9 protein-coding genes are annotated in these 13,220 nt (G+C 74.8%); 4 read left to right on the forward strand and 5 right to left on the reverse strand.

From position 1 onward, the window contains the following. Window positions 1-36: 36 nt before the first annotated feature. Window positions 37-468, reverse strand: a complete 432-nt coding sequence (locus ABZ234_RS12365) for a DUF3499 domain-containing protein (protein WP_267948298.1) — start codon at window positions 466-468, stop codon at window positions 37-39. 236 nt (window positions 469-704) lie between these two features. Between ABZ234_RS12365 and ABZ234_RS12370 the strand changes: the two genes are divergently transcribed. Continuing rightward, complete coding sequence (locus tag ABZ234_RS12370; protein WP_267948297.1) at window positions 705-1,100, forward strand: metallopeptidase family protein; 396 nt, start codon at window positions 705-707, stop codon at window positions 1,098-1,100. A 320-nt stretch (window positions 1,101-1,420) separates the two neighbouring features. Here the strand turns inward: ABZ234_RS12370 and ABZ234_RS12375 are convergent, their stop codons facing one another. From ABZ234_RS12375 to ABZ234_RS12390, 4 genes are all read right to left on the reverse strand, one after another. Then, a complete protein-coding gene (locus tag ABZ234_RS12375) occupies window positions 1,421-2,989 on the reverse strand; it encodes a DUF5719 family protein (RefSeq protein WP_355012044.1) in 1,569 nt (522 codons plus the stop codon). A 3-nt stretch (window positions 2,990-2,992) separates the two neighbouring features. Then, window positions 2,993-6,436, reverse strand: coding sequence for a glycosyltransferase (locus ABZ234_RS12380; protein ID WP_355012045.1), 3,444 nt, complete (start codon window positions 6,434-6,436; stop codon window positions 2,993-2,995). Window positions 6,437-6,738: 302 nt separating this feature from the next. Beyond that, window positions 6,739-7,026 (reverse strand): WhiB family transcriptional regulator, encoded by a 288-nt coding sequence (locus ABZ234_RS12385; RefSeq protein WP_014908913.1) that lies wholly within the window; start codon window positions 7,024-7,026, stop codon window positions 6,739-6,741. Window positions 7,027-7,265: 239 nt separating this feature from the next. After that, on the reverse strand, window positions 7,266-8,633 hold the full coding sequence (locus ABZ234_RS12390) for a hypothetical protein (protein ID WP_267948294.1): 1,368 nt from the start codon (window positions 8,631-8,633) through the stop codon (window positions 7,266-7,268). 248 nt (window positions 8,634-8,881) lie between these two features. On the opposite strand from ABZ234_RS12390, the gene cofD reads away from it, so the two are divergent. From cofD to ABZ234_RS12405, 3 genes are all read left to right on the forward strand, one after another. Beyond that, window positions 8,882-9,883, forward strand: a complete 1,002-nt coding sequence (cofD, locus tag ABZ234_RS12395) for a 2-phospho-L-lactate transferase (RefSeq protein WP_355012046.1) — start codon at window positions 8,882-8,884, stop codon at window positions 9,881-9,883. Next, window positions 9,880-11,175: a coenzyme F420-0:L-glutamate ligase gene (locus tag ABZ234_RS12400; protein ID WP_355012047.1), complete on the forward strand. Its 1,296-nt coding sequence runs from the start codon at window positions 9,880-9,882 to the stop codon at window positions 11,173-11,175. Before cofD ends, ABZ234_RS12400 begins: the two co-directional genes overlap by 4 nt. Before the next feature lie 229 nt (window positions 11,176-11,404). Beyond that, window positions 11,405-12,988, forward strand: a complete 1,584-nt coding sequence (locus tag ABZ234_RS12405; protein ID WP_355012048.1) for a Na+/H+ antiporter — start codon at window positions 11,405-11,407, stop codon at window positions 12,986-12,988. The last annotated feature ends 232 nt before the right edge of the window (window positions 12,989-13,220 follow it).

The raw sequence follows: 13,220 nt of genomic DNA on the forward strand, positions 1-13,220 counted from the left end.
AGCGGCGGCGCGGCGACCCCACCGGCACCGCGGTGTCTAGCGGGGTTCGGACGGACCCGTGTACGGCCGGCCGGCGGGGCCGCCCGGCCGCTGCTGGTCGCCCCGGCCGGGGTCGGACCTGACCACGCGCAGATGACCTCTGCGCAGCGTCTCGGCGCCCTCGCCGACCTCGTCGGGGGGTGTGCTCCGGGCAGGGGGGCGGGCCGCCTCACGCACGGCGTCGGCGAGGGCCTCCAGGTCGTCGCTGCCGGGGCCGCCTCCCGCCGTCTCGACGGGGAGTCGGACGACCTCCCAGCCGCGCGGCGCCGTCAGGCGGTCGGCGTGCATGGCGCAGAGGTCGTAGCAGTGCGGTTCCACGTAGGCGGCGAGAGGACCGAGGACGGCCGTCGAGTCGGCGTAGACGTACGTGAGCGTGAAGACGGCAGGCTGCCGGCAGGCGGTACGGGAGCAGCGGCGAACAGGGCTCACAGCGTTCGACTGTATGCCTTTACTGAGGGACACGCCAGCATCGTTCCACGAGCTGGTCTGTTCGCGCTCCATCCACGGCCCCGCGCGCCGCCCCGGGCGGTCCACGGGAGGGGCCGGGAGGCCCGGGATCCGGGAGTCGGCCACCTTCGCCGCGGAGGGGACTACGCGCGGGGCCCCTGATGGCTTAGTCTCGAAGTGTGCGACGAGTGCGCCTTTCCAGTGGCCAACCAGACCGAATGCGGCGCCGGGACCGCCGCGGCCGAGGCATCCGCGGTCCTCTCGTGCCCTCTGACCTGCCGGTGTTCCGCAGCCGGGCGCAGGCTTTCGACGATCTCGTCCTGGACGCCGTCGAACGCCTCGAACGTCTGTGGGCGCGCGAGCTGGCCAATGTCGACTTCCTCGTGGAGGACGTCCCGCCCATCCCGCGCCACGGGCCCCTCTCCGAGGCAATCCCCTTCTCCCGCCTGGAGACCGACCCCTCGGGCCGGTCCCGCATCGTGGTGTACCGGCGCCCGGTGGAGATCCGGACCAAGGATCCCGAGGAGATGGCCCTCCTGGTCCACGAGACGGTGGTCGAGGAGGTCGCCAACCTGCTCGGCGTCGAACCGGAGTCGGTCGACCCCGAGAGCTGACGCCCCGTGCCCGCGGGGCGCCGCCGGCGTCCGTGCGGTCCGCGAGCCCCGGCCGGACCCGCGACGGGGACGGGGCCACGGCGAAGCGGCCATCCGTCCTCGACCATGCGGCAGGCCGGCGCCAGGCGCCCGGCGGGTTCGGCGTCGGCGTGGGCGGTGGTGGAGCGGGCGTGCACGTCCAGTCCGACGGTCGTAGGCTCGAAAGACACCGGGACCTCCCACACATGTGGGCACTACCTTCCAGGTTCTACCTGGTCGGCAACCCACGGCGACGTGTGAGCGAGGTCCCGGCCTTTCAGCGAACCCTCCCTGCACACCGTCTAGGGGACGATCCCCACCATGCTGTCGCGCACCACCGGGAGCGGGATCTCGACCGGGGCGGGGCGTACCGGCAGCACGCTCACGCCGTCCCCGTCGCGCAGCACACGGGCGACGTGGAGGGAGGAGCCCTCCACGAGTTCCAGGCGGACCGCGTACCCGTCCTCCGGGTCGGCGCCCGGCGGGGCCTCCCACGGGTCCTCCTCCGCGCCGAAGACGACGGTGGTCCCCGCGGCGACCGCGACGCGCACGGCGTCCCCCTGGGTGCCGTCGGCGGTGACCGGCGTGGCCATCAGCGAGGCGTCGCCCTCCACGGCGCTCAGGACGAGCTCCGTGTCCGTGCCCTCGGGGACGTCGGGCAGGACGGCCGTGGCGTCCAGCGGCGGGCCGAGCGGCGGCACGGCGGACGTGTAGGCGGTCTCGACGACGTCGTCGCCGTCCATCGCCTCGGCGGCCACGCCCGCGACCACGGGCACGTCCGACTCCACGACGACCGCCCCCGCCTCGCCCCCCAGGACGCTCTCCAGGGTCACCCAGGCGGCTGCGGCCGGGGGCACGGCGACGACAAGCGGGTCCTCCGCCGTCCCGGAGCCGCCGACGCCGGAGGCGTCCTCCTCCCCGCCGTCCCCGGACGGGGCGACCGCGTGGACGCGCACCTCGGCGGGCTCGTCCCCCGGGGCGGCCAGGACCAGGTGGCGGCGCCCGTCCCCGCCGAGGATCCCCGGCACGACGTGGTGCACGGCGGGCGCCGCCGTGGGCGGCACCCAGTCGGCCCCGCCGGAGGCGTGCTCGGCGAGGAGGGACGCGGCGACCCGGCCGGTGCTGGTGCGGACGTGGACGCCGACGGCCCCCGTGCTCCGGACCAGCTCGGTCAGGTCGAGCTCGGTCGACTCCCCGGCCGACAGGGAGATGCCCCGGCTCTCGGAGGAGTAGGAGGGGCCGCCCTCGGTGTAGACGTCCACGCTGACCGTCGCCCGGGAGTCCTCGGGGTTGGCCAGGAGGGCGGTGATCGCGTCGACCTCCACGGCCTCGCCCCCGCCGGCGCCGGGCAGGGCGAACCACGTGCCGATGGAGGGCTCGACGCAGCGCACCTCGGTGACGGAGCCGCCGGAGAGGGTGGTCTGGGCGGCGTCGAGGCCCGATGCCAGGGAGCCCTCGGCCCGGACCGCGGTGGGGTCGGAGGCGTCGGAGGCGTCGGCGCTCCACACCCGGCCGGGCTCGGTCAGCTCGTCGCCGAGGAGGTCGCGTCCCGCGGCGTCCTCCGAGTCCCCGGAACCGCTCCCGCCCTCCTCGTCCCCGTCCTCCTCGGGGGCGGCCGGAACGGACTCCGCCCACAGCTCCCCCTCGTCGTCGCGGCCCACCCGGGGGGCGAACGCGGCGACGGTGCTGTCGCCCTCCTCGTGCGGGGCCGGACAGACCCGCACCGCGTGGTCGGGGCGCACGGCGCCCGGCTCGGTGACCCCCAGTTCGGCGGTCACGGGCCGGGTGGCGAAGGCCACGCCGAACAGCGCGGCCAGGGCCAGCGCGACCAGGCCGAACAGCGCGAAACGGTTCTCCACGATCAGTCGCACGGACTACTCCTCCCGCTCGGTCCGGGACGCTCCGGCGCCCCCGTCGTCGGCCCCGCGCCGGCCGCCCGCGCGGCGCCTGCCGGGGGCCTTCCTCCGGACCCCGCGGGCGCCACGCGTCCCACGGCGGTGTCCCCCCTCGGGGGTGACGGGCACGGAGCCCGTGCCCGGTCCGGCTCCGGGCTCCGGCGCGGACGCGGCCGCGCCCTCCTCCGGCCCGTCGGCGTCCTCCGTCCCGGCCGGGGGGCGTCCCGGGCCCGGGACGGGGCCTCCGCGCCGGGAGCGCCCCCTCCGGCGCGAGTTCACGCGCAGCCGCTCCGGCCGGCGCGGGCGCGGGGCCGGGGTCGACTCGATCAGGCGCACCTCCTCCTCCGTGCGCACGCCCGGCGCGGCGAGGACCGCGGCCGCCAGGAGCAGGATCCCCTGGGTGGCCAGCCAGGCGACGTGGACGGGGTCGGTGTGCCACACGCGCAGCTCGCCGCCGTCCACCGGGAGCTCCCACGCCTGGGTCCCGCCCTCGGTCGCGACCGGGGGCAGTTCGGCCCCGTCGAGGGTGGCGTGCCAGCCGGGGTCCGCGGCCTCGGCGAGGGCGAGGCGCCGCCCGGTGCGGCCCTGGGGCACCTCCGCGGTCCGCTCGTCCCCCGAGCCGCTCACCCGGAGCGGCTCGGAGCCGGCGCCGTCCTCGGAGACGACGCGCAGGGTGCCGGTGGGGACTCCCACCTCCCAGAGCGCGTAGTGCTGGGACAGCGACTGCCTGCCGAGCCCCGGGGTGCCGTCCAGGGTGTCGACCATGGTCGCGTCGGCGGGGCCGCTCACCTCCGGGCGCGGGTAGAGCACGTACTGGACGCCGTGGTCGGCCAGGGTGTGGACCTGGTCGCTGCCCTGGCCCGCGGCGAGCCCGGCGACGGCGCGGTCCATGGCCGCGCGCGCCCCGGCCGGGGGGACGATGCGCTCCTCTCCGAGGCGGGGCTCGCGCCCGCGCACCACGACGTAGTCCACACCGCCCTCCCCGTCCGGGGTGACCACGAGGGTGCGCGGCTCGGTGCCGCCGCCGTCGGCGCCGGTCAGCGTCCCGGGGACGACGGGGGTCGCGCGGGCGGTGAGCGGCCCCTCCACCCCGTTCCACATCCACAGGGCGGCCGCGGAGGCGGGAGTGGCCAGGGCGAGCACCGCCACGGCCACGGCGAAGACCCGGCGCGCGCCGCCCAGGCGCACCATGTCGCCGAAGGAGCGGGCGGCGGTCGCCGCCGACAGCAGGACCGCCGTCGCGGCGAAGGCGAGGGCGACGCCGGGCCAGACCGGGGCGGGCGGCCCCCCGTAGTAGGGCTCGATGACGACGCGGGCGGTCAGGACGGCCACGAGGACGCCGAAGAGCGCCAGCGACCACCCCGCGGCGACCAGGACGCGGTTGCGGAGCAGGAGCAGTGAGCACAGGGCGGCGACGACCAGCCCCGCCGTCACCCAGAACGGAGGGGTGCCGGGGCCGCCCGGGGAGAGCAGGAGGAGCTCCTGCGGGGCGGCGCCCGGGGCGGACAGCTCGGGGCGGTGCAGCCCGGCCTCCAGCAGCCACAGGGTGGGGTGCAGGAACAGTTCGAGCGACCACGGGAGCAGGACCACGACGGGGAGCCCGAGGCCGATCGCGATGCTGACGTAGACGCGGCGGCCCAGGTGCCCGAAGGCCAGGGCCACGAGGACCCCGGTCACCAGGGACAGCAGCCACACCATGGGCACGAACGCGGTCGCGGCCGCCAGGACCAGGCCGAGGGCCCACGCGGCCCGGCGCGAGGGCCGCGGGGGCATGGCGACGAGCCGCACCAGCAGCAGGCCGAGCACGGGCATCAGGACGTGGACCAGGGCGGTCCCGATCCGGCCCTGGGCGACGGCGCCGGTTGCGACCGGCAGCAGGGCGTACGCGGCCGCCATCCACAGGCGGGCCGGGCGGAAGCCCAGCACCTGCCGGGCGAGGGCGTACGCGGTCGCGCCCGCCAGGGGCACACAGCCCAGGAGGACGACGGTGACGGCCAGCCACGGCTTGCCGAGGGTGACGGTGGACAGCAGGGCGAGGAGCCCGACATAGGGCGGGACGGGCCCGTCGGAGCCCAGTCCGCTGTCGGGGCTGCCGGACAGGTAGAGGGCCCACATGTCGCCGGCGGTGCCCGCGACCGGGGGCAGCGCGCCTCCGGCGAGGAGGTCGCCGAACAGCAGGGAGCGCTCGGCGACGAGCGTGACCGCGGTGAGCCCGAGGAACAGCAGCGCCCCCGGCCGGAGGAGGACCCTGCGCACGAAGCCGTTGCTGTCGGTCGGGGCCTCGTCCTCGTCCTCGGCCGCGGGCGGCGCGGTGACGGCCTGGTGGCGGCCGGGGGTGTTGCGGACGGGCTCACCGGACAGCAGGCCGGTGACGACGTCGTAGAACTGGCGCACCGCCACCCCGTGCGCGAGGAACGGGCGGATGGCGCTGTAGGTGCGGCGGCGGTCGCGGCGGCGCCGGAAGCGGGCCCGCGCGAGCTGGAGGGGCCGCACGTACACCAGTGTGATCGCCGCGGCCTCGTCCAGCGCGTTGGCGGGCTGCTTGATGAGCAGGTAGGTCACGACGCGCAGCAGCGACGCCACGGAGTTGCGGACCAGGGCGCCCACCATGCCGCCGAAGGGCAGGTTGGCCAGGAGGACGAAGACCGCGTGGCGGCGGTCCACCCTGCGCGGGTGGTTGCGTGTGGCGGTGATGGGTCTGCGCCTGCGCGCGGAGGCCTCGGCGTGGTAGGCCACCGCGTCCGTGACGAGCAGGGCGCGCAGTCCGGCCCCGCCCACCCTCCAGCAGAAGTCGATGTCGTCGCGGAACAGGGGGAGCGCCGGGTCGAAGCCCCCGAGCCGGTCCCACACGTCGCGGCGGATGAGCATGCCCGCGCTGGAGACGGCGAGGACCTGGCGGTTGCCGTCGTGCTGCCCGTGGTCGAACTCGCGCTGTTCGAGGCCTGTCTCGCGGCGGCCGGCCCCGTCGATGGTGACGCCGACCTCCACGAGGAGGCGGCGGTCGAACCAGTCGCGGAGCTTGGGCCCGAGGACAGCGGCGCGCGGGTCCCGGTCGGCGGCGGCCAGCAGGTGCGCGAGGGTGTCCTCCTCCGGGGTGAGGTCGTCGTGGACGAGCCAGATCCACTCCGTGGCGTCCTCGTCGGCCCCGCGCACGGCGGTGCTCGCGCGGGGCAGCTCCAGTGCGGCGCGGACGGCGTCGCCGTACCCGGTGCGCGCGGGCAGGTCGACGACCGCGCCGGACGGCAGGTGCTCACCGAGGATGTCGGCGCTGCCGTCCGCGCTTCCGGTGTCGGCGGCCACGACGCGCTGGACGGGGCGGGACTGGGCGCGCAGGGCCGACAGCGTCTCGGGCAGCCAGCGGGCGCCGTCGTGGGACACGATGACCGCGGTGACGACGTGTCGGTCGGAATCGGGGTCGAGCACGGCTGTGGTGGGATCTCTCCGGGAGAAGGGGGCAGAACCCCGTTCGGGTCCGCGTGGGTCCGGCCGTGGGGCCGGCGGGCGCGTGGGTGCGCCGGGGGCGGCTCGCGCGCGCGGGACATCACGATACGCCACCCGGCGCCATTACGGGTCTATTCGTCTCGCCCCGCCCCGGACCGCCATATCGGCTTATTCACTACCCGGGGGTGTGCGCGGCAATCGTCACCCGGTCGCCCGGAACGGCCGGGAACACGAAAGACGCGCGCCCGGGCCCGTGGCCCGGACGCGCGTCGTGGACGCGTGCCCTAGAGCATGTCCGCCAGGAAATCGAAATCTCCCCCGGCGGCTTTCTTCAGCCTACGGCGCTCGCGTTCGGAGAGTCCCCCCCAGATGCCGAAGCGCTCATCGTGCTCCAGCGCGTATTCCAGGCACTCCGCACGTACCTCGCACGACTGGCAGACCTTCTTGGCCTCCCGTGTCGAGCCGCCCTTCTCGGGGAAGAACGCCTCCGGGTCCGTCTGCGCGCACAGGGCACGTTCCTGCCAGCCCAGATCTTCGTCCGAGCCGTGCGCCAGCGGGATGACCTCGCTCATGCGCACCTCCTGTTGCCCCCCATAGATGTCCCCGACCCATTTTCGTCCCCCGGGCCGGGTGGAATCCCACCTTGAAATTACACGCGCGCCGCTTGCTTCGAGTCAAGCGCCCTGCGTGGTAATCCACTGAATATCATGTAACGAACCGCCAACGGCGACTCGGAGATGTCCGTTCTGTGGATTACCACGCAATTCACGGCCTTCCAGGGCGGTGGAGTGCGTGGAGCCCCGCTCGGGGATCAGCGCTTGTCCTCGCTGCCGTACCAGCCCTGCTGGCCACCGGTACCGCCCTGTCCTTGCTGGTCAGAGCCGTATCCGGCGCCGGAGCCGTACTGGCCTCCGTACGATCCGCCGCCCTGTCCGGACGCGTCCGTACCGTTGTTCTCGCCCGAGTTAAAGAATGGATCAACTTTACCCTCGGACTGGGCGTCCTGCGCGGGCCGGCCCTGGTCGGCGCCCTGGTACCAGCCGTACTGGATGGCGTCCTGGGCGGCCTGCTCGCCGACGACGGGCATCTGCTCGGTGCTCTGCGGGGCGTACTGGGCCGGGTCGTAGGCCTGGCCGTACTCGGCCTGCTGGGCGGCGGCGTCGGCCTGCTGGCCGTACTGCTGCGAGGCGTCGTACCCCTGCTGGGCGTAGCCCTGCTGCGCGCCGGTCCCGTACTGCTGCTGGGCGGCGTCGGCCGCGTACTGCTGACCGTACTGCTGCGAGGCGTCGTAGGCCTGCTGCTGCCCGGAGGCGTCCGCCTGCTGGCCGTACTGCTGCGAGGCGTCGTACCCCTGTTGGGCGTAGCCCTGCTGCGCGCCGGTCCCGTACTGCTGCTGGGCGGCGTCGGCCGCGTACTGCTGACCGTACTGCTGGGAAGCGTCGTAGGCCTGCTGCTGCCCGGAGGCGTCCGCCTGCTGGCCGTACTGGGCGTAGCCCTGCTGCGCACCCGTCCCGTACTGCTGCTGGGCGGCGTCGGCCGCGTACTGCTGACCGTACTGCTGCGAGGCGTCGTACCCCTGCTGGATCCCGGACCCGGTCTGCGCGGGGTCGGCCGCGGCCGGGAAGCCCGCGTCCTGCACCGGGTACGCGGGCTGCGCGAAGGACTGCTGCGCGCCGGTCGCGGGCGGGTACTGCTGCGGCGGGTACTGGTACTGCTGCTGCGGCGCGGGCCGGGGCACCAGCGTCGGGTCCCCGAAGACCTTGAGCAGGGCGAAGCCGACGATGCCGAGCACCGCGGCGGAGCCGAGCGTGGACACGAAGCCCGCGAAGCCCAGGCCGATGTTCCCGGCGTCGGCCGCGCCGACGAACTCGGTGATGAGGTTGACCGCGGCGAACAGCAGGCCGACCGCGCTCATGATCATGCCGATGAGCACGATCGGCGACGCCGCCTGGCGCGTGCGCTCGCTCGTCAGCACGAGTGCGGCCGCGGCGGCCAGCAGCAGCGGGACGTGGAGGCCGAAGAACGACCCGCTCGCCCCGCCCATCGCGCCGGTGAAGGTGCCCGGGAAGACGGAGCCCGCGATCAGTCGGATGAGGCCCGAGAGCATGGACGCTCCCACCGCGCCGACCAGGACCCAGGCCCCGGGAAGGCGCAGGCGTTCTAGTGTTTCGTTGTTCAAGAGAGGTTCCCCTCTGCTGCTTCTTCGCCGTCGCGTCGGTGGAAGCTTGGCATATCGTCGGACTGTCGGGTGAATCGGCCGCGTCCAGGTGGAGGTGCGGGGGACACCGGAGCGGACCGAAGGGGTGAGACGGCGACCTTCGCCCCGGGGTTCACGGACTCCCGGTACCGGAACGGTCACACGAGGGGCGCGAGCCCACGGCGGGGCAGACGACCCATACACGCCCCCAGCCTGCCAGACTTGGACGCATGCGGATAGTCGTACCGGCCGGCGGTATCGGCGGTGCGCGTTTCCTCCGCGGCCTCAAGGCCGCGCTCGGAATCGGCGCACCGGCCACCGACGAGCAGACCACGGTCAACACCATCACCGTCATCGGGAACACCGGTGACGACATCACCCTCTTCGGTCTGAGGATCTGTCCGGACCTGGACACCGTGATGTACACCCTCGGCGGGGGGATCGACGAGGAACAGGGCTGGGGCAGGGCCGACGAGACCTTCACCGTCAAGGAGGAGCTCGCCGCCTACGGGATGAAGCCCACCTGGTTCGGCCTGGGCGACCGGGACACCGCCACCCACATCGTGCGCGCCCAGATGATCGCGGCCGGGTACCCCCTCTCCGCGATCACCGAGGCGCTCTGCGACCGCTGGCGGCCGGGCGTACGCCTGATCCCCATGACCGACGACCAGGTCGAGACGCACGTGGTCGTCGACGACGGCGGCGGGCGCCGGGCGATCCACTTCCAGGAGTGGTGGATCAGGCACCGGGCCGCCCTGCCCGCCGAGCAGATCATCAGCGTCGGCGCCGACGCGGCCGAGCCCGCCCCCGGTGTGCTGGCCGCCGTCGCCGAGGCCGACGCCGTCATCATCCCCCCGTCCAACCCCGTGGTCAGCGTCGGGTCGATCCTCAACGTGCCCGGCATCCGCGAGGCCATGGTCGGCAAGACCGTCGTGGGCGTCTCCCCCATCATCGGCGGGGCGCCGGTGCGCGGCATGGCCGACGCCTGCCTGACCGCGATCGGTGTGGAGACCGGCGCGGGCGCGGTCGCCGAGCACCTGGGCCCCGACCTCCTGGACGGCTGGCTGGTGGACGACGCCGACGCCGGCACCGTGGTCGAGGGCGTGGAGGTGCGCTCGCGCCCCCTGTACATGAGCGATCCCGCCGCCACCGAGGCCATCGCCCGGGCCGCGGTCGACCTGGCCGTGGAGCTGGCGGGGCGCGGCACCGCGGACGGGGGGACCGGGGGTTGAGCGCCGAACTGCGGGTGCGCGGCCTCGGCGGCATCCCCGAGGTGCGCGAGGGCGACGACCTGGCCGCCCTGGTCGCCGAGGCGGCGGAGGCCTCCGGGACCCCCCTGGCCGACGGCGACATCGTCGTGGTCACCTCCAAGGTGGTCAGCAAGGCCGAGGGGCGCTCCCGGCGGATGGGCCGGGACGAGGCCGTGGACGCCGAGACCGTCCGGGTGGTCGCCCGCGCGGGCCGCACCCGGATCGTGCAGACGCGGCAGGGCCTGGTCATGGCCGCGGCCGGGGTGGACGCCTCCAACGTCGAGCCCGGCACCGTCCTGCTGCTGCCCGAGGACTCCGACGCCTCCGCCCGGGCGATCCGCGCCGGTCTGCGCGCGCGCCGGGGTGTGAACGTGGGCGTGATCGTCTCCGACACCTTCGGGCGCCCGTGGCGGGTCGGTCAGACCGACGTCGCCATCGGCGCGGCCGGGCTCCCGGCCGTCCAGGACCTGCGCGGCACCGAGGACACCCACGGCAACCTGATGGAGGCGACCGTCAACGCGGTCGCCGACGAGATCGCCGCGGCGGGCGAACTGGTCAAGGGCAAGACGAGCGGCGTCCCGGTCGCGGTCGTCACCGGCCTGGGCGCGCTGGTCACCGAGGAGGACGGGCCGGGTGCGGCCACGCTGGTCCGCGCCGCCGACGACGACCTCTTCCGGTACGGGTCGCGGGACGTGGTCCCGGCCCGGCGGACGGTGCGCTCGTTCACCGACGAGCCCGTGGACCCCGCCGCCGTGCGGCGCGCGGTGGCCACGGCGGTGACGGCCCCCGCTCCCCACCACACGACCCCGTGGCGGTTCGTGCTGGTGGAGTCGGCGCAGACGAGGAAGAAGCTGCTCGACGCCATGCTGCAGGCGTGGGTGGCCGACCTGCGCGGCGACGGTTTCACCGAGGAGCAGATCGCCCGGCGGACGCGGCGCGGCGACGTGCTGCGCGGTGCGCCGTACCTGGTGGTGCCCTTCCTGGTGGCCGACGGCGCGCACCCCTACCCCGACGCGCGCCGGGCGGACGCCGAGCGGTCGATGTTCCAGGTGGCGATGGGCGCCGGGGTGCAGAGCCTGCTGGTGGGGCTGGCCATGGAGGGGCTGGGCTCGGCCTGGATCTCCTCGACCATGTTCTGCGCGGACGTGGTACGCGAGGTGCTGGACGTGCCCCGGGACTGGCAGCCGATGGGGTCGGTGGCCGTGGGGCACGCGGCCGAGCCCCCGCGGGACCGCCCGCCGCGCGACCCGGAGGACTTCGTCACGGTGCGGTAGGGGGCGCGGCGGCCCCGGGCGGGGCCCGTGTCCACCGCCCCAGGACGCCGGCTCCCGCACCGCGGGGCCGGCGTCCGTCCTTTCCGGGACCCGCCCGCGGCGAAGGCCCCGCGGCGGACGGCGCGGGCCCGGGTCCGGCTCCTCCCGTCGGTCCCCCGGCGCGTCCGGAGGCGCCGGGGGACCGACGGCGCGATCCTGGTCCGGCCGGGAGTCGAGCGGGGGGCGCGGGATGGACGTCGAGGAGTACGTGGTCGCCACGCTGGTGATCGTGGTCGCGGTGATCTGCGGCCGACTGGTCGCGGGACGGCTCCGGGTGCCGGGCGCGGTCGTGCTGGTGCTGCTCGGCATGGCCCTGGGGGTCGTGCCGTGGATGCACTCGCTGTCGGTCTCCCCCGAGGTCATCCTCCTCGTGTTCCTGCCGCCGCTGATCTACAACGCGGCGTTCTTCTCCTCGCCCCGCGACATGCGCGACCTGATGCGGCCCATCGCCGTGATGGCGGTGGGGGTGACCCTGGCCACCGCGTTCGGCCTGGCCGCGGTCCTCCACCTGCTGCTGCCCTCGGTGGGGTGGCCCGCCGCGATCGCCCTGGGCGCGGCGATCGCGCCGACGGACGCCGTGGCCGCGTCGGCCATCCTCAAGCGGGTGGGCACCCCGCGCAGGGTGCTGACGATCCTGGAGGGCGAGTCCCTGATCAACGACGGGGTGGCGCTGACCCTGTTCAGCCTGGCCGTCACCGCGATGGCGCGTCCGCTCACGCCGCAGGAGGGCGTGGTGGAGCTGGTGAAGGTCGTGGTGGGCGGCCTCCTCTACGGGGCCGTGGTGGCCGCGGCGGTCGCGTGGTCGCGTACGCGCATGCGGGACCCGTCCCTCCAGCTGATGGTGGTGCTGGTCACGCCGTTCGTCGCGTACATCCCGGCGGAGATGGCCGGGTTCTCCGGCGTTCTGGCAGCGGTGGTCGCCGGTTTCTACCTGGGCACGCGGGGCGAGGGCCTGCTGCCGCCGAGGGTGCGGGTGAACGGGCAGACGATCTGGTCGACGCTGGTGAGCCTGCTGGAGTCGATGCTGTTCGTGGTGCTGGGGCTCCAGCTGGACGCGGTGGCGGCGGCCGTGCGGGACCACTTCGCCCTCCTGGGGCTGCTCGGGGTCGCCCTGGCGACGACGGCCGCGGCGGTCGTCCTGCGCATGGCGCTGATGCTGGCCGTCATCCCGGTGCAGCGGGTGGTGCGGCTCCTCAACCTGGAGGTCTCGTCCTTCCGGGAGCGGATCGTCATCGGGTGGAGCGGGATGCGCGGGGCGGTGTCGCTGGCGATCGCCCTGTCCCTGCCCGCCACTCTGGGCGGGGAGCCCTTCACCGACCGGGGCGCGCTGGTGTTCGTGGCGGGCGCGGTGGTGCTGGGGACACTGGTGGGCCAGGGGATGACGCTGCCGCTGGTGCTGCGGCGGCTGGGCCTCGCCGAGGAGGGCGCGCGGCAGCGGGAGTTCCTGCGGGCGGACGAGCAGATGAGCTGTGCGGCGCTGGGCAAGGTGGACGAGCTCCTCCGCGAGGGGGAGCTGGACGAGAGGACCGCCGACTCCCTGCGCGGCGTGTACGTCCGCCGGGTGAGCCAGGTGCGGGGGCTGCTCGACGCGGGGGACGGCCGGGCCCGGCAGCGGGTGGACAGCGGCAAGGCGGTGCACGCCCAGATCACGCAGGCGCGGCGGGACATGCTGATGTCGATGTACCGGGAGGGCGACATCGACCACGAGGTGTTCCGGGCGATGAGCCGCGACCTGGACATCCGGGACACGGGGACCGGTCCGTACGGCGCGTGAGCGGGGCCGCGCCCGGAGCGCCGCGGAGCCGGCGGGGCCGCCGCGCGGACGCCCGAACGGCGACGCCCCGGGCCGTCGCGCGGTACGCGGCCCCGAAGAGAGTGGTACGCGATCCCAAAGAAAACTGCAAACTTTCCTTACCATTTCCATTGACGGGACCGGAAGCCAACTTTAAAGTTTCCTAACAATTAAGCGGCTCCCCCGGGAGCCCCCTTCGTCTCCCCCGCTCGAC

Source organism: Nocardiopsis sp. NPDC006198 (assembly GCF_040613895.1).
Lineage (GTDB): Bacteria > Actinomycetota > Actinomycetes > Streptosporangiales > Streptosporangiaceae > Nocardiopsis > Nocardiopsis tropica.

What these genes read in the sequence shown, in the direction of transcription:
- ABZ234_RS12370 (WP_267948297.1), top strand. Translation starts at nt 705, where the DNA reads ATGCGGCGCCGGGACCGCCGCGGCCGAGGCATCCGCGGTCCTCTCGTG.
- ABZ234_RS12385 (WP_014908913.1), bottom strand. Translation starts at nt 7,026, where the DNA reads ATGAGCGAGGTCATCCCGCTGGCGCACGGCTCGGACGAAGATCTGGGC.
- cofD (WP_355012046.1), top strand. Translation starts at nt 8,882, where the DNA reads ATGCGGATAGTCGTACCGGCCGGCGGTATCGGCGGTGCGCGTTTCCTC.
- ABZ234_RS12405 (WP_355012048.1), top strand. Translation starts at nt 11,405, where the DNA reads ATGGACGTCGAGGAGTACGTGGTCGCCACGCTGGTGATCGTGGTCGCG.